Origin of the sequence: Methylovulum miyakonense HT12 (assembly GCF_000384075.1) — a bacterium.
Classification (GTDB): domain Bacteria; phylum Pseudomonadota; class Gammaproteobacteria; order Methylococcales; family Methylomonadaceae; genus Methylovulum; species Methylovulum miyakonense.
Map to the genome: position 1 here is coordinate 2607750 of NZ_KB913025.1, position 25017 is coordinate 2632766.

A 25017-nucleotide genomic window follows, 5' to 3' on the forward strand; every position below is an offset into this window, starting at 1 on the left:
CTTAATGGATGCGCTTACCAAACCAATTTATGTGGGCGCATTGGCTAGGCACTTGGTTGGCAGCTAACTTAACCCGTCCCCACGTTTTTCCTCAAACCACCGGTACAGGGTCGGCAACATCACCAGCGTCAGCAAGGTAGAGGTTATCAGGCCGCCAATCACCACTATCGCCAAAGGCCGTTGCACTTCCGAACCCGGCCCGGTTGCAAACAGGAACGGCACCAGGCCCAGCAAAGCAATGGTCGCGGTCATCATGACGGGCCGGAAACGTTGGGCGCAGCCTTGGCGGATGGCATCAATTTGGCTTAGGCCATTATCACGCAGATTGCGGATGTACGACACCAGCACCACGCCATTCAGCACCGCGATGCCCCACAAGGCGATAAAGCCGACCGAGGCGGGGACGGACAGGTATTCGCCGGTTATGAACAGCGACACCACGCCGCCAATTGACGCAAACGGCAACACCAAGATAATCAGCGCGGCAAAACGCAGTGAGTTGAAGAGCATGAACAACAAGAAGAAAATCGCGCCGATGGTGATGGGGATGATGATTTTCAAATGCCCCAAGGCACGTTCCATGTTTTGGAATTGCCCGCCCCATTCCAGATAATAGGCCTCCGGCAGCTTGACTTGCTGGGCGACCGCCTGTTGCAATTCGGCGACGAAGCCGCCCAAGTCCCGATCGCGCACATTGACGCCAATGACAATCCGGCGTTTGCCCATTTCGCGGCTAATTTGCGAAGGCCCGTCGCTTAGGCGGATGTCCGCCAAATCCCCTAACGGGACCCGTGCGCCGTTAGTGGAGGTCAGCAAAATCGCGTCTATCGCTTCGATGCTGTTGCGGAAATTTTCCGGCAGGCGCACCGCGGCGGAAAAACGCCGCTCGCCTTCGTAGATTTCCGTGGCGGTTTTGCCGCCTATCGCCGTCTCGATGACGTCGTGGATGGCGGAGGCATTGATGCCGTGGCGGGCGATGGCTTCGCGGTTGACGCTAATGGACAGGTATTGTTGGCCGGTCAGGCGCTCCACACGGATGTCTTGTGAACCTTTAACGTTGGCGGCCACTTTCGCGATGGCATTGGCGGTGGCTTTCAGTTGCTCCAAATCATCACCGAAAACTTTCACCGCCAAATCCGAACGCACGCCGGTGAGCATTTCATCGACGCGGTCGGAAATCGGCTGCGCCATCACCACTTGGATACCGGGCAGGCTGGTGTTGAGCTTATCGCGCATGGCATCGGCAATTGTGTCCTGATCCCAACCTTTTGGCCATTGGTCACGCGGCTTTAAGCTGATGATGGGGGTGGATTCGTTTTGCGCCTGCGCGTCGGCCGGGCTTTCGCCACGTCCTAGGCCGGACACCGCCGACAACACGCCGGGAATGTCCATAATCATCCGCATTGCCGCCGATTCCATTTTGATGGATTCATCCAAGGAAATATTGGGGGTACGGTTAATGCCCGGCACAATCGAGCCTTCCTTCATTTCCGGGATGAACGAGCTGCCCAAAAACGGCAAGATGGCGATGGTGCCGGCAAACAGCCCGGCCGCCACCAGCACCACCAGTTTGCCGTGCTGCAAAGCCATATCCAGCAATTTGAGGTAAGGCCTTTTCATGAAGGCGATGATGGCCGTGTCGTGGTCATGCTTATCATGGCCTTTCAGCAAAAACGAACACAAAACGGGCGTTAAGGTCAGCGACAATATCAGCGAAATCAACAAAGCGATGGCGATAGTGAAGGCCAGTGGCGAAAACATTTTGCCTTCCATGCCTTGCAAGGTCATCAAGGGCAGGAACACCACGATGATGATGCCGACGCCAAACAGCACGGGTGTCGCCACTTCCATGGCGGCCGCCAACACCACTTTGATGCGGCTGGTCGCCCGGCCTTTGCGGATCCCCAACAGCGTGAAGGCGTTTTCGACCACCACCACCGAGCCATCGACAATCAGGCCGATGGCGATCGCCAAGCCGCCCAAGGACATCAGGTTGGCGGAAATGCCCAGTTGGTTCATGACAATAAAGGTGGCCAGCGGCGTGACCACCAAGGTGCACACCACGATGACGCTGGAGCGCAGGTCACCCAGAAACAATATCAAGATGATGACCACCAGTGCGATGCCTTCCATCAACACCTTGGTGACGGTGTGCAACGCGGCATCGACCAACTCGCTGCGGTCATAATAGGGCACGATTTTCAGGCCGTCCGGCAGCATGTTCTTGCCGTTGATTTCCTGTACCCGCGCTTTGATGTGGCTGACCACTTCCTTGGCGTTGCCGCCGCGTAGCATCATGACTATGCCGCCCACCGATTCGGTGTAGCCATTTTTGATGACCGCGCCCACGCGCACTTCATGGCCGATTTTCACTTCGGCCACATCGTGGATATGGATGGGCACGCTGTGCGCCTCTTTCAGAACGATATTGCCGATGTCGGCGACATCGCGGATCAGGCCCACGCCGCGGATCAGGTATTGTTCGGCATAATGCGGCAATACCCCGCCGCCGCTGTTGGCATTGTTTTGCGCCAATGCGTTGAAGACATCGCCCAAGGCAATATTGTAATGGTGCAAGCGGTCGGGATTGACCAGGACTTGGTATTGCTTGATGTAACCGCCTTGGGAGTTAATTTCCGCCACGCCCTGGATGCCGCGTAGTAGCGGCCGCACCACCCAATCCTGGACTTCGCGGCGGCGCATCAGCTCGGCTTGGCTTAAGGTGTTTTGCCCGTCATCGGCCTTGTCCAGGGTGTATTGGTATACTTCGCCTAGACCGGTGGACACCGGCCCCAAAATCGGTGTGACCCCCTCCGGCATGTTGTGGCTGACTTCCATCAGCCGTTCCATCACCAATTGCCGCGCAAAATAGACATCGGTGTTGTCGGTGAACACCAAGGTGATCAGCGACAAGCCGTTTTTGTTCAAGGAGCGCATCTCGGTCAGCCCCGGCAAGCCGGTCATGGCAATTTCCAGCGGCACGGTGATGAAGCGTTCGACCTCTTCCGGCGAGCGTCCGGTCGCTTCAGTGGCGACTTGTACCTGCACGTTGGTGACATCGGGAAAAGCGTCGACGGACAAGGTTTTTAAGGCGTTAATGCCAAACAGGCCTAAGCCAATGGCCAGCACCACCACTAAAATGCGGTTTTGTAACCCACCGCTAATCAAAGCCTCAATCATGGTTTACCCTAATTCTTTGCGTTGGCGCTCGTTATTGAGATGGAAACTGCCTTCCACAACGACTTTATCACCCGCTTGCAAGCCATCCAAAACGTGGCGCATCGCCCCGTCGCGGATGCCGAGTTTTACCGGCTTCAAGGTGAACTCTTCGGGGGTGGTTTGTACGAATACGTGGTCCTGGTCATTGACGCGGATGACCGCGGAGTCCGGTAACACCAGTTCTTGTTCACCTTGTTTGTGTATGACCAGGGTCGCCAGCATTTGCGGTTTGAAAATGCGCCGGGGGTTCGGTAATGCCATGCGTACGGTGACGGTACGGGTTTGGGGGTCAACCATATCGGCGACGTAAATCAAACGGCCGCTTTGCCCCTGTTCCGGCAAAGCGGCAATGGTGGCCAAGGCCTCATCGCCTGTATGCGCCCAATGCGCCTGTTGCTCAGGCAGTTCGGCAACCACCCAGACATGGGACAAATCGGCGACGGTGAACAGCGCGTCGGCCGGTTGCACCACTTGCCCGACGGTGACCTTGCGTTCGACTATCGTGCCTTGGATGCTGGCGGTGATCGGCAACATGGAGTGGATTTTTTTTTCTTTGGACAGCCGCGCCAAATCGCTGTCGGACATGCCCAGCACGCGCAGCTGGTCGGTCGCGGTACGCATATCCACATCCGCCTCCGTCAGCATGCTTTCCCTTTCTTGGAGTTCGGCGGCGGCAATCACGTCGCTGGCGAATAGGCGTTTGGCCCGGTTGACCGCAAGTTGGCGTAGGTTGAGTTGCGAGCGGGTTTTCAGATAAGCCGATTGCGCCATACCCAATTCGGTGCTGTTGAGGGTGGCCAAGCGCTCGCCCTTGTGGACGGCCTGGCCAAGCACCGCTTGGGTTTCGGTGATGCGTCCGGTGACCGTCGCCCCTATGCGGGCAACCCGTTGCTGGTCGAGTTCCACCCGTGCCGGCAAGCGCAGGGAATCATGCACTTGCCCTTCGCCGATGGCGATGACCTTGATCTGCTGCATCAGCATGGGGGAAGCCTTGACGGTCATCGGCGTTTCTGCATGGGCCATTGACGTGATCGCCAACAAAATAAGCGGGTAGGACAAGTTCATAGTTTTAAATTCTCCAAATCGGTGGCGCGTAAACGTTCCAGGTCAATCAGTGCGTCTTGGCGGTCAAATCGGGCGTTCAGGTAATCGTTCCGGACAGTGCGGTATGTCCGTTGCGCATCAAGGTAATCAAGGATGCTACGTTCGCCGAGCTTGTAAGCGGCTTCGGCGACTTTCAGCACCGTTTCGGCTTCCTTTAGCAAGCCGGCATCAAAGGTTTCCACTTGGCGGTGGGCTATCCGGTAGCGGTTATAGGCGTTTTCCAGTTCACGTACCACCGCGTATTCTTGTTGGTTGACCAAGGCTTCGGATTGGCGGTGCTCGGCGGCTGCTTCGGCAATCGGGCCTTGCCGTTGGTTCCAGACGGGTAAGGGCAGGACAATATTAACTTGCCATTGTTCGAGCCCGGGGTCGCTTTGTGCGCCCATTTTCAGGGTGGGTAGCGGGTAGCGGAGGTTTTCCTCATACTTGATTTTAGCCAGGGCTTTTTGGGCATCCGCCCTAAATTGTTGCAAAACGGGTTGCTTGCCGAGCACCTCTTCACGTAAGTTTTCCAGGCTAGGTAGGTGTGATGGTGGTGCGGGCAACTCCCCTTGCGCATTAAATTGGTGCGGAATGGCCGGGCCGAACATCATGCGCAGCGCCGATTTTGCATCATCCACGCGCGTTTCCGCACTTTCCCTTAATTTTAAGGCATTGAGCGCTTCAGCTTCAGATTTGACCTGTTCGTAACGTGGCGCTTCACCGACAGACACCTTGAGCTTGATTTTGTCGCGTATTTGCATCAGCAATTGTTCATTATCTTTGCTGACTTGCAGTTCTGCCTGACGCCGTAAAATTTCATAGTATGCCAGCTTGGTTTGGCTACGGACGATTAACCATGTGTAACGGTTGGCTTCGTCTGCCGACGCGATGCCGGCCTCGGCAATCTTACGCCGCGCTTCCCTAACGAAGGGCAGGTCTAACGGCTGGGCTATCACAATCTGTTGGTTGGAGCCGCTGAGCGCACCCGGGCCCAGGCCGGTTGAAGTCCCGCCACCTATTTCCAGCTCCGGATTGGGATAAGCTTTGGCAGTGACCCATGCCGCTTGGGCCGATTCTTGGCGGGCTTTGGCATGGGCGATTGACGGGTTGCTTGCTTCCAACAGCTTAAGCACTTGCGGTAGGCTCAAGGTTTCTGAATAAGCATAGCTTTGGCAAAAAATGCTTGCCAACAATATCTTGCTCAGTTGCCAGTGTCCCGGCTTACGGTAATGTGGCGTTTGGGGGCTTTTCTTCATCGGATGGGTTTGCAAGGCAAATGGGTTTCTGAAGACGGTTCTTGTTCGGCAAGCAAGTTATGCGCCACGCGCTATTATCATGCGACAAATTTTGGTTTGGGTTTGGAAGGTGTTTTAAAGGCGTCGCGGTCGGTTCGGGTGCGGCATGGATGCATACCTCTAGTGCCCGGTCACTGATTTTTTGTCGGGCCAATCTAAACCTGAACGGACGGTTGTCCGCCTTTTTTAGGGCCTGTGCCAACATCCGTAGCGGTTAGGCGGGCAACCGCCCGCGCCTACGAAAATAATGCTGGCAATTCAACATTGGCTGAGTGCTAGGCATAAAGGAGGTAGGGCACCAACAGTAGGTGCTTTAAGCATTGCATGATCCCGATGATTTATGCAACAAAGCCCGTCAAAACCAAAAGTGCACCCCGGCCACCCAGCGTGTGTTGTCCGTGCTGGTATCCGTAGCGCTATTGGCATCATGCGATGTTGACCATTCCACGCCGATATACGGGGCAAATTCGCGGCGGATTTCATAGCGTAGCCGCAGGCCGCTTTCAAAAGAGGATAGGCCGTCGCTGACGCCGCGCCCAGTGTCGTGTTGGCTATAGATATTGGCTTCGATGCGCGGTTGGAGGATAAGGCGTTGGGTGATGAGCAGGTCATATTCGCTTTCAAACCGGAAGGCGAAACGGCCTTGTTCGCCGACGTATGCGGTGGCTTCGATATAAACCCAGTATGGGGCCAGTCCTTGGAAGCCAAACGCGAACCAGCTGCGATCCGGCCCTAAGCCCGTGTCGTAACGGACACCCAGTTGGGTGTCCCAGTAGGGGGTCAGTGCATGCCCCCAAAGCACTTCGTTACGGGCGTCGGCAAATTGGCCTTCTTCCAGGTTGCCTTCTGCCCTAACTACAGCACGGTCATAGGTTTTGCCATACCAGGCTTGCCAATCGTAAGTCATCAAGCTTTGCTTGCCATTGCCCAAACCTTCTAACCGGTCAACCAGCAAGGCGCCAAGATTGTGTTCTTCTTTGTGGCTATAGGCTATGTTTTCGCCAAAACCATAGCCGTCAGAATAGGCGTTGGGATCCCGTGCTTCTTCAGGCGCTTGGGTAGCTGGCGGGTGGTTTCCGGTATGGCCGTGCTGATGTGCTGTTGGAGCGGGATCAACCGCATGCTGCGGATCGCTGGCCGTGCCCCCGTGGGACATTTTGCTATGGTCCATGCCTTCCATAGGGTCAGTTCCGGCCTGGACTTGGGCGGGCGGGGCAGCCAGGATGGCCAGTAGTAACAGCGGGTTTATTTTCATCATGCCACCACCACAACCCGGAACATGCCGCCGTGCATGTGGTAAAACAAATGGCAATGCCATGGCCAGTAGCCTTTCGCATCGGCGGTGACGCGGAAACTGACGCGTTGGGCGGGTTGCACGACCACCACATGTTTGCGTACCTGCACTTCACCTTCGGCGTTTTCCAAGTCGCTCCACATGCCGTGCAGGTGCATGGGGTGGGCCATCATGGTGTCGTTGACGAAAATCACCCGCAAGCGTTCGCCGTAACGGAAATGGATAGGCGTGGATTCGCTAAATTCCACACCGTCTATTGACCAGCTATAGCGTTCCATATTACCCGTCAAATGCAGTTCAATGTCGCGTTCCGGTGGCCGGTGGTCGGTGATAATGCCGTTGGCACTGCGCAAATCGGCATAAGCCAATACCCGCCGCCCATTGTCCCTTAAGCCAATGCCAGGGTCATCAAGGTTGGTGCGCGGGTTGTCAACGCGCATATCGACGCCCGCGCCGTACTCGGTTTTGGCATGGTGCGCGGTGGCTGTGCCGTGGCCCATCATGTCCGTCATTGTCAAGGGTTTGGGTTTGTCCAGTGCGGGAATCCCGGCTTTTATGCCTGGGCGGGTTGCCAATGTGCCGCAAACAAAACCGCTTCTGTCCATAGATTGGGCAAAAATCGTATAAGCGTCGTGTTCGGGCGTGACGATGACGTCGAACGTTTCCGCTAAACCGATACGGAATTCATCGACCGTGACGGGTTCAACCGCTTGCCCGTCGGCGTGGACAATGGTCATGGGTAAGCCAGGGATACGCACGTCAAAAAAGGTCTGGGCACCGGAGTTGATAAAGCGCAAACGCACCCGTTCGCCGCGCTTGAAGAGGCCTGTCCAGTTGCCGGACGCGGTCATGCCATTGAGCAGGTAGGTGTAAGTGTAAGCGGAAATGTCGGCTAAGTCGGTCATCGACATGCGCATTTCATTCCACATTTTGTGTTGCTCAAATGCCGCCGAGAGTCCGTTTTTGCGGGCTTCTTGGATAAAATCAACTGCGGTTGGCTGGTTGAAATTGTAATAATCGCTTTGGGTTTTGAGTTTGGCGAACACGGCCAAGGGGTTTTCATCCGTCCAGTCGGACAATTGGATGACGTAGTCTTGGTCGGCCTGAAGGCTTTCTTGGGCGGGTGTGATGACGATCGCCCCGTATAGGCCCGTTTGTTCCTGCATGCCCGAATGCGAGTGGTACCAGTACGTGCCACATTGTTGCACTTTGAACCGGTAGGTGAAGCTACTTCCGGGCGGGATGCCGTTAAAGCTGACGCCGGGTGCGCCGTCCATGTCGTAAGGCAAGATAATGCCATGCCAGTGTATCGAGGTGGTTTCTTGCAACTGGTTGATGACGGTGAGCGTGACCATGTCACCTTCGCGCCAATGCAACGTCGGCGCGGGGATGGAACCATTGACCGTGGTGGCGATACGGGCAGATCCTGTGAAATTGACGGGCGTTTCGGCGATGGTAAGGATAAATTCCGTACCGCTGAGGATTCCGGCAGTTTTTGCTTGGGCGCTCTTATACCAGCTGGGCAGTATCGAGGCGGCTCCAGCTGCCATGAGCCCTTCAAGAAAATGTCGGCGGGATAATAGTGGCATTAAAGTTCCGCAAAGATAGTTACCATGTGTTTGTTACTGCGTTTGTAGCCAAACCGTTCATTGGCAAAGTGCCTTCCGGCAGGATGCAGGGAAGAGATTTGTGAGAGTTCCAATAATTCCCAGTCATAACAGAGCGTAGGGGGGATGAACATAGTGGGTTTGGCGGCGGCGGGCCGTACTTGGGTTTGGAAGCACCACAGGACATTGCTTCCTGTGATTGACACGCCGACGGCATGCGGCTCCACGATGCGGACAAGGCTATAGTACGCCAAAGACAGCTCTTCACGGTCATGTATCGCTTTAATGATGGTTTCCAACATCACACGGCCCGATGGATGGGTTGGGAGGTAGGCCTGCTGAATAGGCTTACTATGAAAGTTCTGGGTTAGTCCGGATAAGGCCGATATGGCAACAGAAATGGGCGGTACATACAAGCTCAAAGGTGATATAAGCTTTAATTGCCCCCTAACATTAAGCGGGCTTCAAGCCTTGCAATCCGGATTCGGCGGACACACGCCAAGGAGGGTGTGCCTGTTTTCGTGTTGCTTAGGTGCCCGTAAATCTACGGGAAGTTGAAACCGGGCACTTAACTTAGGACATTCTATTGTTGATAGTATGGGTTATTTTGTTGCGGATAACCCTGTTGTTGTGGGTAGCCCTGCTGTTGCGGATAACCTTGTTGCTGAGGATAACCTTGCTGTTGTGGATACCCTTGTTGCTGAGGGTAACCTTGCTGTTGTGGATAGCCCTGCTGTTGCGGATAACCTTGTTGCTGAGGATAGCCTTGCTGTTGTGGGGCGCCTTGTTGGTTTGCCCCGGCGTTGTTATTGGCGACAATCGCCAGCTCTACACGGCGGTTTTGGGCGCGGTTGGCTTCACTGGTGTTTGGCAGTTTGGGCTGTTTTTCGCCCATGCCTTGAGTCGTCAAACGCGAATAGTTGACGCCGTGTTGGGACAAATAACCCGACACGCTTGCGGCGCGTTGTTCGGACAGTTTTTGGTTGTATTTGTCAGCGCCTTGGTCATCGGTGTGCCCGGTGATGGTCACTGAAGAATCAGGATATTGGTTTAGTACCCTGCCGACCGAATCCAATGCGGTTTGTGCTTGTGGGGTCAGGTCGGCGGAGTCAAAACCGAAAGTGATGCTGCTGGGCATGGTCAGGTTCAAGGTGTTTTCGGCAGTCCTTTGCACTTGTATGCCTGTACCTTGCAGGGATTGCTGCATCTCTTTTTCCTGGTTGTCCATGTACGCACCGACCGCCGCGCCGACAACGCCGCCGGCCAACGCCCCCCAGCCTGCGTTATGAAGCTTATTGCCGCCAAACAAGGCGCCGGCGCCAGCACCGGCTAATGCGCCAAGGCCCGCACCTTTTGCGGTGTTACCCATAGCCGATTGGCCTGTATAGGGGTCGGTCACGCAAGCCGTTAACAATGCGGAAGTTATGCCTACTATTAAAATTTTTTTCATGATGGTGTCGCCTTATGTTGTGGTTATTATGTCCATGGGACCATTGCCAGCCTTAATGATGCGCCTGGATGTCGCCATTCGGGGAAGCCAAATATAGGTAGCCTTGCTTAATCCAAACTGAATGTTTATACAGCGCCCAATTTACGCTGATTTCCCTATATCTTCAATCCAGTCACGCCAAATCGACATCAATACCGCCATGAGGGTGGGGCCTAAAAACAGGCCGAGCAGGCCAAATGCTTCCATGCCGCCGAATATCCCCAACAAGGTCCAGATAAATGGCAGTTTTACGGCATTGCCGATGAGTACCGGGCGCACATAATTATCCGCAATCAAGGTCAGCACCATCCCGTAGCTAAACAGGACAACGGCGGCGGTGAAATGGCTTTCGGCAGCCAGCACCAGAGAACATGCCCCAAAAATTAGTTTGGCGGCAAAGGGGATCATGGCAAAAATGCCCGTCAACGTGCCTAAAATGGCCGGATGCCCCAGTCCCGCCAAATGGTAGCCGACGCCCAGCAACAGGCCTTTGACAATGCCGATCAGCATCATGCCGTTGACGGTTCCGCGCACGGCGGCGGCGGCGTGCAGCAGATAACGTACGCCAATATCGCCGAAAATCCGGCGGCTGCTTGCCAACACTTGGCGGCTCAGGGTGTCGCCGTGTTGGTAGACAAACAGCAGCACCAGCAAAATGATCAGGAAACTGACCAAGCGCTGCATCAATTGGCCTGCGAAGACCTTGGTATAGCCTAAGGCACCGCTGGTGCTTAACCAGTGCAGTGTGCTATTGGCGGCTTCTTTGCTGCCTAAGGACTTAACCCAAAATTCTTTTGCCGAAGTGCCGATCATGGGCATGGCTTCCAACCAATCGGGTGGCGGGATGCCGGTTTTTTGCGCTTCCATCAACCATTGCCCCAATGCTTCCGCTTCCGCAAACAGCTTGACCAATCCGTAACTCAAGGGTGCCAAAATAATCGCGCCGATGAACAGCGTCAGAGCTACCGCCCCCCAGGTGACTTTGCCATGCAATTCTTTGCTGGCCAGCAAGCGGTTATAAATAGGCCAGGTGCTGATTGCCAACACCACCGCCCATGCCAATAGGGGCAAAAAACCCTGGACGACCCAGCCTCCTAATAACAGGAGGATAGCGACAGCGGACAAACGCGCCCGAATTTGCAGTAAATCGTTCATGACAGGTTACAGGTTGCTAAAATGGTGCGGCATTCTAACACCGAAGCCCCTGTGAAAACATGCTGTCCACAAAAAGTGGCGGTCAGATTTTGATATGGAGGGGACGGCGTTTTTCGAGCAGCGCCACGGTTAACAGGTATTCGCCCAACAAGCCTGAAGACAATAGCCACCAAGGCCAAGCCAGATAAGGCCGCAGCCATTCTTCAGCAAAATACAGGCTAATCCCCAGCAAAATATAGCCAAGGATACGCATGACCGGATAGGGGACAGGATAAAACCACCGCCCCAACAGATATGAGGCCGCCGCCATGCTGGCATAACACGCCAAGGTCGCCCACGCCGAACCCTCGTACCCGTACAAAGGGATCCACCAGACATTCAGGCCAATGGTCAAGGCCGCACCGCCTAGCGACACCCATGCACCCATCCCGGTGCGGTCGGTGAGTTTGTACCAAATCGACAGATTGACATACACGCCCAAGAACAGGTTCGCCAATAGCAACACCGGCACCACATGCAACCCCGTGCGGAATTCTTCGCCCATAAAATATTGGAAGACATCAATGTATAGCGTCACCAGCAAAAAGATCAGCACACAAAAAATCACAAAAAATTTCAGCACTTTCGCATAAACGTCCCGCGCATCAGTTTTATTGGCGTAGGCAAAAAAGAAGGGTTCTGCGGCATACCGGAACGCTTGGATGAACAACGACATCAACATCGCCAGCTTGTAACAGGCGCTGTAAACGCCAAGCATCTGCATATTGGTGGCAAAATCAAAGGGCAACAGGTATTTCAGCAAGGCGCGGTCAAGCATTTCATTGATAATTCCGGCAAAACCAATCACCACCATCGGTGCGGAATAACGCAGCATCCTGCCGAACAAATGGCGGTTAAAGCCCCAAACGATCCCCGCCAATTGGGGGCTTAACAATAAGAACTTACACGCGCTAGCCAGCAAATTGGCAATGAACACATAGCCTAAACCAATAGCCGGGTCATAGACATAGCCCAACCACGGGGGCGGGTTATTGGCGTATAGTTTCGGGCAGTAAACGATGAAAAACAGTGTCGACAACACCGTCACCCCTATTTCAACCAGTTTGATGCCCGCAAACCGGAAAGCCTTCTGTTCAGCCCGCAAGCGCGCAAACGGCAGCGAAGCGACGGCATCCAAGGTCAAAATCAAACCGAACCACCAGACATATTCAGGGTGCTTGGCATAATTGAGCATGCCCGCCAATTGCTTGTCGGCAAAAAATATCCCCAGAAAAAACACCAGATTAAGCAGCATAGTGAAAATCAGCGCCGTGGAATAAGCGGTGTCACGGCCCGTTTCTTCTTTATCACGGAAGCGGAAGTAGCCCGTCTCAAAACCGCACAACAGCAAGACCGACAAAAAACCCGAATAAGCGTAAAATTCCGAGACTACGCCGTATTCCTGCGCCGAGAACGAATAAGTCAGCAGCGGCACCAACAGGTAATTTAAGAACCGGGCGAAGATGCTGCTAAGGCCATAAATTGCGGTTTGGGAGGCGAGTTTTTTTAAGATGCCCATGGGGTGGTTTGGGTGGGTGGAAGCGAAGCGGGATTATATAGGAGATGTAAGCTTCGTGGTGATAGTAATGGGAGGGTTAGCCTTATTTCCCTAAGCATCCGGAATGGCCCATTGGCAATTAAGGCGGTTCATTTGGGTAATATGTGCGCTTCCTTTCCCGTGATTAATTAATGTTTTTGTGAACAAATTTGTTGTTATCATCCGTGATAGGGTGGTTGCGCAAAGGGGCATTTGTATTTTTCATCTATTGGGGGCGGGAGGTTATTTTTATGAAAGCGTTAAATCGATACACGTTGTTAGCGGCGATAGCCGGGTTGCTGTTGTTGCCTGGTTCGGGTGTGTTGGCATTAGAGCAAGGAGGTGGCGGGATGCCTGCCAACGGGCTTCCGGACAACATCCTCCCGTCGGCAACAGGCGTGGCAGGTTTGGGCGTGTTTTACCGGAAATATGGCAAGTTGTCTTTATCCGTTAATGCTATGGGCAGTAATGGCCCTAGTCATCATATTACAATTAAAAAGCCATCAGCTGACGCGGTTGTTAAAAAAGCTTTTTTGATGGCGGCAAGTTTAGATAGCCGGGAAATCGCCAATGGGGACATTCAGCTAAATGGTGTGGGCATCAATTGGGTGTCCTCCGTCCGGAACCTTTGTGCCTCGTGTTATTGGGAATACAAGCCTAATTATTTTGACAATGTGCTCGCCGATGTCACCACTATCGTCAAACCAAGCGTTGATGCGGCGGCTCCTGGCGACATCGCTTTTCCTGTTGCGGAAACTAATACGGATACGATAGACGGGGAGATACTCGTTGTTGTCTTCGACCAGCCATCTTTGAGCAAATCCCGTACGGTGGCTTTGTTGTTCGGGGCCCAACCCGTTTCGGGCGGCAGATTCGAAATTGGCTTGAACGCCCCCTTAAACCCAATTGCATTGGATGCCAGGGCCGATATGGGTTTAGGCATTTCTTTTGGTTATCAAGGAGGTGAACAATACAGCACGGTAAAGGTCAATGGCAACCTGCTCAGTTCGGCTGCGGGAGGGCAGGATGATGGTAGCCCTTTCGATGGGAGCTTGATAACTGTTGGGGGTGTCGGAGACGCAAACGCCAATCCGGCCGATCCCGGTGCCTTACCTAACGGCGACCCGAAATTTGATGACGAGCTGTATTCTTTGTTACCGTGGATCAAAAAAACGGATACGTCGATTACCGTTGACACGGTCAACCCGTCCAATAACGACAACATCTTTTTTGCCTATTTCGATTTGTCAACGAATGCCGATGCCAATAAGGACACCGATGGTGATGGTTTGTTGGATGAATGGGAAAGCAACGGTTATGACCATGATAGTGACGGTGTTGTTGACGTAAACCTGCCTGGTATGGGGGCTAACCCAAAACACAAGGACATTTTCATTGAAATCGATTGGATGAGAAACGCAAGCCATAGCCACAAGCCGACTTTGGGCGTGATGTCGCGTGTCATCAGCGCGTTCGCCAACGCACCGGTCACCAACCCGGATGGCATCAATGGCATTACCTTGCATTTGGACGCGGGTTCATTAAAAGGCGGCAATGCGGTTGCCCATGATGATGACCTTGCGCCCGTGTGGACTGATTTCGATGCGATTAAATCGGTGAATTTCAAACCGGAAAGGGCACGCATTTTCCATTATTGCCTGTTTGCCCATAATTATGACGGCGACGGTTCCAGTGGCTTATCCCGTGGAATTCCTGCCAGCGATTTTATTGTGACGCTAGGTTCGTGGGATAACCAAGTGGGGACGGCCAAGCAACAGGCAGGTACGTTAATGCATGAATTGGGGCATAATCTTGGCTTGCGCCATGGCGGCAGCGATCATGTCAATTACAAACCCAATTACCTGAGTATTATGAATTATTTCTTTCAAGTCGATTGGTTGAACTTCGACAGGAGGGCTAGGCTCGATTATAGCCGGGTCAATACAAGGGCATTGGATGAAGCTAACCTAAGCGAACCAGCCGGTTTAAATGCGGCAAAAGGGACGCTAGAAGCTGATTTATCCCATTATGGGACACAATGGTTCGATGCGCTTGTCAGGACAAAGAGCAAGCTAGTTGGGGCACATCGGCTGGTGGATTGGGACGGCAACGGGGCCGGTAACAACCTAGGGGTATCCGTTGACCTTAATGGTGACGGTGCCGTCAATACTCTGACGGGTGGTTATTTGGATTGGCAAAACTTAGAATTTTTGGGCGGTGATGTCGGCGTTAACGGTATCAGCGCGTTGAGCGAGACGAAGCCAATCCCTGAGTTGACCTATAAAGAATACCTGCAAATGAAAAATAACCAATAAAGCATGTTTACTTGGCGGCACGGAAAACAGTGCTTACAGAATGGGTTGCATTGGTGTTTCGGGGGGCTTGATCCATTACAATGCTTATCGCGCCGTAGGCAATGGCCCGGCAAAATGGTTACGAAGTGTCAAATCCCGCCACTTTAAAGACCGGCACATGCGGCGTGGGGCAACTTACCGTTATTCAATTTGGCTATGTCACCGTTAGTTGTTGAAAAATTTTTACTTTCTGACAAAAGCCACATTTAATGAGGCTTGTGGTTTTCGCCCAAAGCCACGTTGTTTAAGGCTTCCATAATTAACGGTGACATAGCCTTCAATTTCGGCGGTGCAGTCTTCAGGGCAGGAAAGCCTAATTTCGGACGAATATATTTTGAAGTCCGGAAACTGAACTGCCAGGATTGCTGGTAAGGGTAGCAACGGTATCGGTTGAATGTTTTTCCCTAGTTTATTGAGGTGGGCTTCAAATAAGTTACGAAGCCTCCCCAAAAAAAATTTCCACTCACCACAGACAAGCGACGATGAACGAAGAACTAAAAAACCAAGGCACAGAGGGGGAAAATGGTCTCCCCTATCGTCAGGATGATATGAACCATTCGGCCCGCCGCATTAACACAATGGCTTTGGCTATCAATGCGCAAAATTATCTTGAAATCGGCGTTAACAAAGGGGTCACATTTTTTGATGTGTCCATTCCGCAAAAAACCGCTGTTGACCCAAAGTTCCTTTTTGATGTGGCTACGGTTACGGATAAAAATACCCTCTTTAGCGAAACCTCATCCGATGAGTTTTTTTCGCGTTTACCCGTGGCACAGAAGTTTGACCTTATTTTTATTGATGGCCTCCATACTTTCGAGCAGGCGTATCGGGATTTTTGCAATTGCCTCGTGCATTCCCATGACCGTACGGTTTTTTTAATTGACGATACAAAACCAAGCGATGTGTACTCTTCACTTAATGTCCAGAGGAAAGCGAACCAATTCCGTAAACAGGCGGGAGGCAAGGGCTTGCAATGGCATGGTGATGTTTTTAAGGTGGTATTTGCCCTACATGATTTCCATCCTTCCTTAAATTACCGCACCCTCAGTGGGGGGCGGGATAACCCGCAAACATTGGTATGGCTGTCTAATAAAGGTCTGAGGAAGCCGCTATTCAATTCATTCGAATCAATTTCACGGCTCACTTACTTTGATCTCCATGACCATATAGACATCCTTAGGCTTTGTCCGGAGGAAGAGGCTTTTGCTTTATGTATAGATGAATTGGCTTAGGGGGATAGATACGATGGCATGGCCAATCCGGTAGTTTTTTTAAATTTGCACTGGCATGTCCAAGCGCAAGGATATTTATACAATGCCGACAAGCCCGTTATTTTCTAGTGTGCTTGCCCCGCAAAATCCAAAGCGGCAACCGCGAGCCGTTACGATTCGGTTATAATAGCCATTTACATAGACCGATTTGACACCAAATGGATAAACCCCGATTAGCTTGGGCGATCACTGGCTCTGGGCATTATATAGAAGAATGTATCGCTTTTTTGATGACTTTGGACGCCGTGGACTTGTACATCAGCCCTGCGGGTGAGGAAGTCCTGAAAATGTATGGCATCCAGCTCAATGACGTCCGTTCGAAAATGTCGGTGTACCGCGACAAGGCGGCGTCAGCCCCGCCTGTCGGGCTGTTTTATAAAGGCTATTACCACACCTTTGTGATGGCGCCGACCACCTCCAACACGGTGGCCAAATGCGTGTTGGGCATTGCTGACACCTTGGTCACCAACCTCTATTCCCAAGCAGGCAAATGCCGCATACCCAGCATTGTTTATCCTTGCGACATCGCCCCGGAAATGGAAACCACCGCACCAGGGGGTAAGGTGATGGTCTATCCGCGCAAAATTGATTTGGAAGGGACTGACAAGTTACGCCAATTTGAATACACCACCGTGGTTGACAGCGTGGGCGAATTGGTCACGGCGGTGCAAGCACGTTTGGCTAGTTTGGCATGAGCGAACATATCCTCTTTTTGACGGGCAAACTGGCGGAAAAACAGTTGCACCGCATCCTCGAAAAAATGCGGCCGGAGTTCACTTATACGGTGCATCAATTGGGGCTAAAGGTCGCGGCCTTGATGACCACCGACATGGTTGCGCGGCGCTTGCATGACACCTTTGGGGCTGACCGGATAATCCTGCCGGGGCGTTGCCGGGGCGATATAGAGGCCTTGTCGCGGCACTTCAACAACCTGCCGGTTATGCGCGGGCCGGAAGAGCTAAAAGACTTGCCCCAGTATTTCGGCCAAAATGCCCATAGCTATGATTTAAGCCAATACCGTGTAAAGATTTTTGCGGAAATCACCGATGCGCCCAATCTGGGTGTCGATGAGGTGATGGAACGCGCCCGTTATTACCAACACAACGGCGCGGATGTCATTGACATCGGTTGCCTGCCTAGCACACCGTTCCCGCACATGGAGGAGCTGATCCAAGCCCTAAAAAGCGCCGGTTTCCTGGTCAGCATCGACTCGTTGGAAGACCAGGATTTGCTGAGGGGCGGTAAGGCGGGGGCGGATTATTTGTTGAGCTTGCACGAATCCAGCTTATGGATTGCCGATGAGGTCGCCAGCACCCCGATTTTAATCCCTAAACTCCATGAGGACTTGGCTTCCTTAGACCGTGCAGTCAAGGGGATGCAGGACAGGGGGCGCGCCTTCATCGTCGACCCGATTTTAGACCCCATCCATTTTGGCTTTACCCAGTCGCTTGTGCGTTACCACACCGTGCGCAGCCAGCATCCTGATGTGGAAATGATGATGGGGGTTGGCAATATCACCGAGCTGACCCATGCGGACACCGTTGGGATGAACGCCTTGTTGCTGGGGGTTTGTTCGGAGCTCGACATCAACCATATTTTGGCGACCGAAGTCAGCCGCCACGCTTGCCGCGCCATTAAAGAAGCCGATGTCGCACGGCGCATCATGTTCGCCGCCAAACAGCACGGCACCTTACCCAAGCATATCCATCCCGGTTTGCTGACGGTGCACGAACCCTCGCCGTTCCCGTACACATTGCCGGAAATCCAGGAACTGGCGGGGGAAATCAAAGACCCCAGTTTCCGCATCCAAACCAGCAATGAAGGCCTGCATATCTTTAACCGTGACGGCTTGCACAGCGCGGCCGACCCGTTTGCCTTATATCCGAAGCTACAGGTGGAAAAGGACGGTGGCCATGCATTTTATCTGGGGGTTGAATTGGCGCGGGCGGAAATCGCCTGGCAATTGGGCAAACGTTTCACCCAAGACCAAGCCCTGGCTTGGGGGTGCGCCACCGACCTCGCCGAAGCCACCGTGGATTTGCATACCTTTAAGCCTGCCGGAACCACTTTACAGAAGCCATAATTTAGAAAAAGCATGATTCAAGAAACGTTAGTCACGACCCAAAATAGTGCAGGGCTTGCGCATATCGCGCCGATGGGCGTGCACCTCCATGATGATGGCTTCATTATCATGCCGTTCCGCCCGTCCACCACGCTCGACAACTTGCTGGAAAATCCGGTTGCCGTACTGAACTATTGTGATGATGTGCGCGTGTTTGCCGGCTGTCTGACCGGACGGCGAGGTTGGCCTTTGTTGGCTGCGGAAAAAATCAACGCCCCGATGTTGGCCTGTGCGCTAGCCCATACTGAAGTCGAAGTGGTGCGCATCGAAGACGACGCCACCCGGCCTAAGTTATTTTGTAAAGCCGTGCATAGTGGTAACCATGCCCCTTTTACAGGGTTTAACCGCGCCCAATTTGCCGTGCTGGAAGCCGCCATATTAGTCAGCCGTTTGTCTATGTTGCCAATGGCAAAAATCGAATCGGAACTGGCCTATTTGCGTATAGGTTTTGAAAAAACGGCGGGCGAACGTGAACGTGAAGCTTGGGGCTGGTTGATGGATGCGGTGGGGGCATTTAAAAATGGGGCGGGCCTATGACCGGAATGCTGGCAAGCGTCAACAGCGTCGGAGAAGCCTTATTGGCATTGGGGGCGGGAGTTGACATCATTGATCTGAAACAGCCTGAGTATGGTGCGTTGGGCGCGTTGGACACCGAAACTGTGCAACAGATAGTGGCCGCCATTAACGGGCGTTGTCCGGTCAGCGCCACGATTGGCGATTTGCCGATGCAGCCAGAAATGGTGTTTTTTGCGGCGCAAATAATGGCGAAAACCGGTGTCGATTACATAAAAATCGGCTTTTTTCCGGGAGGGGATTGGCTGGCGGTCATTGCAAAACTGGCGCATTTGACGCCGCAGCATAATTTAATTGCGGTATTGTTCGCCGACATGAAGCCGGACATTAGCGTGATTAAGGCATTGGAAGCCGCCGGTTTCAAAGGGGTTATGCTGGACACCATGAACAAGCGCAAAGGCTCGTTAACGAAAGTGATGGATGGCAAGCAAATCCGTCAATTTGTTAGCATGGCCAAACAAAGCGCATTGCTATGTGGTTTGGCGGGTTCCTTGAGGAAAAGCGATATTGCCCGCTTATTGGCGTTTATGCCGGATTATTTAGGTTTCCGCGGGGCGTTATGCTTTGCCTGTGAGAGGACAGGGCAGTTAAATCCCGCCGCGATTGCCGCGATTAGGCAAGCTGTAAAGACGGCAGTCAAACCGGGCGGCTAAAAATGGAGGGGCTTGTGGAAGCATATTCCCCCAAGCCCCGTTTTCTGCGGTATCAATGAATAAAAATCCTGTGCCATTAGGCGTTCCCGGCCAACAAGACGCCTTATTTCAAGTCCGTCAAATACATGTCCACCAGTAACTTTTTTTCTGCAGGTGTCAGCAAAATGCGGGCATAAGGCCTTTCACTAGGCTCAGTTTCGGCTTGCGCCTGTTGGTCGCTAGCCCTTCGGATGGTTTTGCGCCGGTCAAAAGTAGGAGGTTCAAGCCCGTTTTTGTAAATATAATCCCGCCATTCTTGCGAGCCAAAAGGGTGGGGGTTTTTACGCCTGTCGCCAGTGCGTTGGTTAGCAGGCGAGGTAAACAGGTTTTTTCTTAAGTCAATGATGTTCATAATTATAAATTGCTCCTATCCTGGAAATTGCCGGTTAAAATTGACCCGGCAACGCAAGGAATAATAGGTTAGCAATCAATAAAATTCAACCATAGCCATTTTGTGGGACTCGGCTAAGGATGGTTAGGGGCCGGGGGAGTCGCTTGGGTTTGTCCTGTCGCCGCCGGTTTAACCGGATGGCCTGGCCTCTGTTGGAATAGATGTAGTTGCCACGCGGCCAAAATCGCCCCGATTAAAATGGCGATCAACAAATAGCTCCGCCAGGGTGTTTTTTTATCGGCAAAAGGGTCAAGCAACTGGCGTTCCGCATTTTTAGGCAATTTGGCTGTCCCTGTCAGCAAGCGGCCAAAAGGGATATTGATCAGGGCTTTGGTATTGATTGCCCAGCCGCTGGCATCAAGGACTGGTGCCAGATTGCGGCGGTGCAGCTTCAAGGCGGCAATCAACATTGACGGCCCGGAAATAAAGAGCATGACCCCCAATATCGCCAGCGGCATTTGCCATAGCCCCAATGACAGGAAGCCACCAACAATAGATGCCAGCATGGTGCCTATCGCGCCTATCGCCAGGCCAATCGCGGCAAAAATCCCGGCAAATTTACCGACATCAAAAGGCGGTGGCGGGGCTTCCGCAGCTGATACGGTTGTCGTCGCTACGGTTGTTGTGCCGGCAATGGTTTTGTCCTGCGCGTCTTTGTCGCGGGCGGCGGCGAATTTTTCAATTTGCCCGCCGAGCATTTTGCCCATGCGCTTATAGGGCGACCAAAAAGCTTGTGGAATGCTAATGGGATGGTCGATGATCTTGACGATCGTGGCGTCCCAATCACGGCCCAGGCGGTCATAAAAAATGCCGTTCCGCCCCGCCATCAAATTGTCGGCATCGCCACCTGTAAAAGCGGCGGCAATTTTCATGGTGTCCGATGTCCCGGGGCGCTTGCATTCGCAATAGGCCAAAAATATCAGGCTAGAGCTTGCCAGGACACTGTGTTTGTCAATATCCGTCACTTTAAAGCACAAATTGCAACTTCTGCCATCCAAGTACAAAGTGCCTGCTTGAAAAATGCCGTTAGGCGTGGCGGAATAAAAATCCCGGAAAGAGACGAAATTGTTGAGCAAGCGGTATAGGTCACGGTAGTAATAGATCAGACGCTCGACCGACTCGATAGCCTCCGCTTCCGCCGTTAAAGCCAAGTCTTTGGCAATTAATTTGCCCAATTCTTCTTGATAACCACCTGCCAATATTTCCAATAAGCGGTCAATGCCTAATTTTTCGAGGTTTTCGCTAGGTTTGTTTTGCAGCCACGTTTCATATTCACCAAATGAAGTGTTCACTTCCTGCCATTGGCCAAGGCTTAGGCTATCAATATCACCCAAGAGCGGCTTAATCACCTGTCGGGACAATTGCGCTACTTGCTTGGTCCAAGCCGGATTCAACCCGGTGGCCAACGGCAATGGTTTGTCGGCCTCAATTTTGGCTAAGGGTAGGGCGGTTAGCCCGCTGTCGTCAGGCGACAAATCATGCAGTGAGATTTGCTCATATTGGGCCGCCGACGGGTTTAACAACGGTGCGGCTTGCGTGTCAAAAGCCGCCAATTGGCAGCGGGTAAAATAATCATCAATTTTAGGTTTGATTTGCTTGAAGTTTTCAACGGCGGATAGGGCTTCCGTACCTAACTGCAATTTTTGGCCGGAACCCACAGCCCCTAATTGCCACCACTTGACGTACTCTTCAGCTTGGGAGAAAAAATAATCCACATTTTCTTGGCTGACGCCCATCTCGCCGCAACGGTCAAGTTTGCCTTCCACACAGCGAAGGATCTCTTCTATCACTTTCTGGCCCGCAACGTCATCGGCGGCTTTTACGGGGATGATGCCGTCGCCATTGAATTGGGTGTTGGCAAAAATTTGCGCGATATTGGCCACATCCTCAATGGAAATTTCGCTGGATTCTGTCTTGTTGATAATTTTTAGGACTTCCAGGGCGGATGCCAAAAGGGTGGCGCCTTCAGTATGTGACTGGTCGATGGCGGCCAGCGGCAACACGCCACTTCCTTGTTTGAGATCGAGTGGATTGATAAGCCGTGCGGTTGTCCATTGTAAAGCGGCGATAACTTCTGGTGCCCGGATGCGCCCGTCGCTGTCGCTGTCCAGTAACGCCAACGTGCGCGGATCGAAATGCAGCCCTTCCGTGGGGCAACTTAAGGCTGTCCAGAGTTTTTGGTCCAACTCGCCTAAGGCGATCAAATCTTCAGTCCGCTCCAGTTTAACTTGATCAAAACCACCCAAGCGCACAAATTGCCATGGGTGGCTTTTCTTTTCGGCGGCAATATCGGTTGTTGCTGGCATCAATGTATCCTCATGTAAAAAGTAGGGGAATGCCGGGCGGTGCTGGAAAAGCGCTGATGGCATTTGTTTATTGTTATTTTATGCACTTTTTTAGTTTAGATCGTTTATGGGCTAGCTTGGTGTGGACGTGGCCGGTTAGTTTTGATAACGGCCCAGATCAAATATCCCGGCATTTTCAGGCCGTCCGTCCCGGTGTTGTTGGTTGAAACTGTCGTAAGCCGTCCAGAACTGCGGGTGTTTGCGGCTTACCCCAAACGTGTCGCGGAACGCTGCTATCAAAGCCCCGGTTTTTGCCTGTTTTAGCTGGGTGATGAATGCTTCCATCTGGTCGCTGGTGATGGTGAAAAATTGGTTTGGATAGCTGCCCACGAATCCAGGCAGCACGCTCAGGGTGTCCTGCTCCGGTAGCCTCCGGTGGTTTTCGCCCAGCAACACGCCGACATGGCTGAGCTGGCGGTTACGGATTAAGGTGTAAATGACATTTTTGGCCGGGTCGTTGGCCGTGCTGATACGCAAGAACGACACTTCAGGCAAGGCGGCGATTTCCTGGCCTTTGGCTTCGGCAAGTTGGCGTGCGAAATTGTCATAGTATGGCGGGGATGGCGCGGCCGTTTCGGGCGTTGCCGGCAGCGGGGCGCAGGGTTCTTGCGGGCACGGGGTTGGCAAGGCGGCTTGGGCTGGGCTGGGGGGGGCGCTTGCCGGGACGGAGATTTTGGCGAGTTGGTTAAAAAATTCGTTTGGATAATCCTGGCTTCCGTAGGCAATGGCGGATTCGGGGAGGGCGGCAAAATCGGGCGTATTGAACACGCCTAACCATTGGCTTTCAGAATCCGGATACCAATCCGCATGTACGGCTTGGCGGACGGATTTGGGTAGGAATTGCAGGAAGTCGTTTTCCGCTTCACTACGCAGCAAATCCAGCGTCAAACGGGTGGCCAGGTAATGGGCGGTGCCGCCATAGGGATTAAATCCCGCCGACAGCAAATAATGCAGCCGCTCAAATAGCGGATAGTCGATGACCCATGCGGTGCTTGGGGTTTTGCCCTGCAAGCCTTTGACGACGGAGGCATTGTCATCATGGCGGAACACGGTCAATAAGGCGTCGCCGTTGCCGCCTTCGCCCGTCCATATCAAACCTAGGTCAAGGGCTTGGTTTTTCAGCAAGACGGTTTGGGTAAACGTGGCCTTGTTGGCGAGGTACTGTTTTTGTAAGGCTTTCAGCTCAAACCACTGCGCAAGCCCGCCCGCTTCGCCTGCTGATGCGGGCAAGCGTAAAAAGCCCTGGTTTTCGCTTAAAAACTGCGCGGTTTGTGGATTGGCATCGGGCCGGGGTTTGAGGAAGGCCACCCAGAACTGGTCACGCAAACCGTTAAGGCCGTCATGGCGGTTAAGCGCCGGGCTTTTAAAAATCACCTGTAAAAAAAAGTAGGCGTCATCCAGCAAAAACTGGTATCTGGCGTCCACCGGCAAATCTTTGAAGGTCGTGAACGGCTGGGCGGAACCTTCTTGTGGGTAGGCGGGCAATTGCGCCACGGCCACGGCCGGTTTTAGGAACAGATCCCTGATCCTAGCCATTTTGCCGTCGCTGAGTTCGTACACGGCATGGCTTTTGTCCGTCAGCGTTTCGTTGATGGGTAGCAGGCGGTAAGCGAAGGCGCCAGTGCTGGCCTCCAAGTAAGGGTGCAGGCTGGCCAATTCTTCAATGGCTTGCCCTGGCGCGGTTTTCGAGCGCACGAGCCGGTAAAATTCATGGGCGGGTTGGCCTTTAAAATGCAAATGGCCGCTGGATAGGTGTTCGTAAATATAGCGGGCGGTCAGCTGCATTTGTGGTGCGGGGTCATTGAGGAATTGTTCCCATTTGCCAATTTCCGCAAGGGCGGCTTCGGGCAAGGCGGCTGGCGGGCTGTTTTTCGCACCGTCCTGCAGCCAATTCATGAGCTTGTCTTGTTCGGCCTTGTCCAATCCAGGCAGGGCGTAAGGCATGCCTGCCAAAGGGTGGCTTTGGGCAAAGCCGGGGAATTCTTCCAAGGATGGGCATTTGCCGGTGGGTTGGAGCTTTTCGTCAGTGCCGGATAGCGGGTTGTCGTGTTTTAGCACCAGGAATTTCGCAACCAGCGAATTGTTGAGGTTGATTTCAGGGAATTGGGATTTTTCGTTCAGGACCGGAAAAAAACCTTTCGTCCGCCAATCCTCAGCGGTTTTGCCGTCAACCATCAGGCGGCTAGGGGCAATGGCATGCAGCCGGTTTTCATAGAGCGGCTGTTTGCTGGCGCCGCGCTGCAAACCTTCATAAGAGCTGAGCTGCAATTGGCAGGGGGCGTCCGCACCTGAGTGGCAACTTGCACAACGGTTGTCCAATATCGTTTTGACCGAGCTATAGTTCAGTTTCCCGGGTTTGTGTTTGGAATCTATGGCGATAAAAGTGGCTTTGCCTGCATCCTTGGTGCTAAACAAAGTGTCCAGATTAATATCGCCATAGACAAAAGCAAGGGCCGTTAAGATAAGAAGTAACAGAAAACTTGAAAGTATTCTAATCATGTGTTGTTGAATGGGGTTTCTGGCTGTGTAGCTGCCTGCCGGGGGCAGG

18 protein-coding genes are annotated in these 25017 nt (G+C 53.0%); 6 read left to right on the forward strand and 12 right to left on the reverse strand.

Annotated features, from left to right (window positions below; all coding sequences use genetic code 11):
• Window positions 1–63: 63 nt before the first annotated feature.
• From METMI_RS0113130 to METMI_RS0113170, 9 genes are all read right to left on the reverse strand, one after another.
• Window positions 64–3180 (reverse strand): efflux RND transporter permease subunit, encoded by a 3117-nt coding sequence (locus tag METMI_RS0113130; protein ID WP_019866751.1) that lies wholly within the window; start codon window positions 3178–3180, stop codon window positions 64–66.
• Window positions 3181–3183: 3 nt separating this feature from the next.
• A complete protein-coding gene (locus METMI_RS0113135) occupies window positions 3184–4284 on the reverse strand; it encodes an efflux RND transporter periplasmic adaptor subunit (protein WP_019866752.1) in 1101 nt (366 codons plus the stop codon).
• Entirely contained in the window at window positions 4281–5561 is a 1281-nt protein-coding gene (locus METMI_RS0113140) for a TolC family protein (protein WP_019866753.1), read from the reverse strand. The genes METMI_RS0113135 and METMI_RS0113140 overlap by 4 nt, the downstream gene beginning before the upstream one ends.
• A 394-nt stretch (window positions 5562–5955) precedes the next feature.
• Window positions 5956–6858 carry a copper resistance protein B gene (locus tag METMI_RS0113145; protein WP_232215223.1) on the reverse strand — a complete coding sequence of 301 codons (903 nt, stop codon included), beginning with the start codon at window positions 6856–6858 and terminating at the stop codon, window positions 5956–5958.
• Window positions 6855–8483 carry a copper resistance system multicopper oxidase gene (locus METMI_RS0113150; protein ID WP_019866755.1) on the reverse strand — a complete coding sequence of 543 codons (1629 nt, stop codon included), beginning with the start codon at window positions 8481–8483 and terminating at the stop codon, window positions 6855–6857. Before METMI_RS0113150 ends, METMI_RS0113145 begins: the two co-directional genes overlap by 4 nt.
• Window positions 8483–8803, reverse strand: coding sequence for a hypothetical protein (locus METMI_RS24030; protein WP_019866756.1), 321 nt, complete (start codon window positions 8801–8803; stop codon window positions 8483–8485). Before METMI_RS24030 ends, METMI_RS0113150 begins: the two co-directional genes overlap by 1 nt.
• A gap of 281 nt (window positions 8804–9084) precedes the next feature.
• A complete protein-coding gene (locus tag METMI_RS0113160; protein ID WP_019866757.1) occupies window positions 9085–9951 on the reverse strand; it encodes an OmpA family protein in 867 nt (288 codons plus the stop codon).
• 141 nt (window positions 9952–10092) lie between these two features.
• Entirely contained in the window at window positions 10093–11145 is a 1053-nt protein-coding gene (locus tag METMI_RS0113165; protein WP_019866758.1) for an AI-2E family transporter, read from the reverse strand.
• Window positions 11146–11227: 82 nt separating this feature from the next.
• Window positions 11228–12703 carry a lipopolysaccharide biosynthesis protein gene (locus METMI_RS0113170; RefSeq protein WP_019866759.1) on the reverse strand — a complete coding sequence of 492 codons (1476 nt, stop codon included), beginning with the start codon at window positions 12701–12703 and terminating at the stop codon, window positions 11228–11230.
• Window positions 12704–12972: 269 nt separating this feature from the next.
• Here METMI_RS0113170 and METMI_RS25510 point away from each other — a divergent pair, with 269 nt between their 5' ends.
• The 6 genes from METMI_RS25510 to METMI_RS0113210 all read left to right on the forward strand — a co-directional run bounded on the left by METMI_RS25510 (window position 12973) and on the right by METMI_RS0113210 (window position 19694).
• Window positions 12973–15036, forward strand: a complete 2064-nt coding sequence (locus tag METMI_RS25510) for a hypothetical protein (RefSeq protein WP_019866761.1) — start codon at window positions 12973–12975, stop codon at window positions 15034–15036.
• 521 nt (window positions 15037–15557) lie between these two features.
• Window positions 15558–16307, forward strand: a complete 750-nt coding sequence (locus tag METMI_RS24040; RefSeq protein WP_051102347.1) for a class I SAM-dependent methyltransferase — start codon at window positions 15558–15560, stop codon at window positions 16305–16307.
• Between the two features lie 197 nt (window positions 16308–16504).
• Window positions 16505–17041 carry a flavoprotein gene (locus METMI_RS0113195; RefSeq protein WP_019866764.1) on the forward strand — a complete coding sequence of 179 codons (537 nt, stop codon included), beginning with the start codon at window positions 16505–16507 and terminating at the stop codon, window positions 17039–17041.
• The gene (locus METMI_RS0113200) at window positions 17038–18429 is read left to right on the forward strand and encodes a DUF6513 domain-containing protein (protein WP_019866765.1); all 1392 of its coding nucleotides are present in this window, start codon (window positions 17038–17040) and stop codon (window positions 18427–18429) included. The genes METMI_RS0113195 and METMI_RS0113200 overlap by 4 nt, the downstream gene beginning before the upstream one ends.
• A gap of 12 nt (window positions 18430–18441) precedes the next feature.
• A complete protein-coding gene (locus tag METMI_RS0113205; RefSeq protein WP_019866766.1) occupies window positions 18442–19005 on the forward strand; it encodes a DUF447 domain-containing protein in 564 nt (187 codons plus the stop codon).
• Complete coding sequence (locus tag METMI_RS0113210; RefSeq protein WP_019866767.1) at window positions 19002–19694, forward strand: (5-formylfuran-3-yl)methyl phosphate synthase; 693 nt, start codon at window positions 19002–19004, stop codon at window positions 19692–19694. Before METMI_RS0113205 ends, METMI_RS0113210 begins: the two co-directional genes overlap by 4 nt.
• A 103-nt stretch (window positions 19695–19797) precedes the next feature.
• On the opposite strand, the gene METMI_RS0113215 is transcribed toward METMI_RS0113210, so the two are convergent.
• The 3 genes from METMI_RS0113215 to METMI_RS0113225 form a co-directional block, all read right to left on the reverse strand.
• A complete protein-coding gene (locus tag METMI_RS0113215; RefSeq protein ID WP_019866768.1) occupies window positions 19798–20085 on the reverse strand; it encodes a hypothetical protein in 288 nt (95 codons plus the stop codon).
• Between the two features lie 113 nt (window positions 20086–20198).
• On the reverse strand, window positions 20199–22430 hold the full coding sequence (locus tag METMI_RS0113220; protein WP_019866769.1) for a hypothetical protein: 2232 nt from the start codon (window positions 22428–22430) through the stop codon (window positions 20199–20201).
• 135 nt (window positions 22431–22565) lie between these two features.
• Window positions 22566–24968, reverse strand: coding sequence for a fatty acid cis/trans isomerase (locus METMI_RS0113225; RefSeq protein ID WP_019866770.1), 2403 nt, complete (start codon window positions 24966–24968; stop codon window positions 22566–22568).
• Between the last annotated feature and the right edge of the window lie 49 nt (window positions 24969–25017).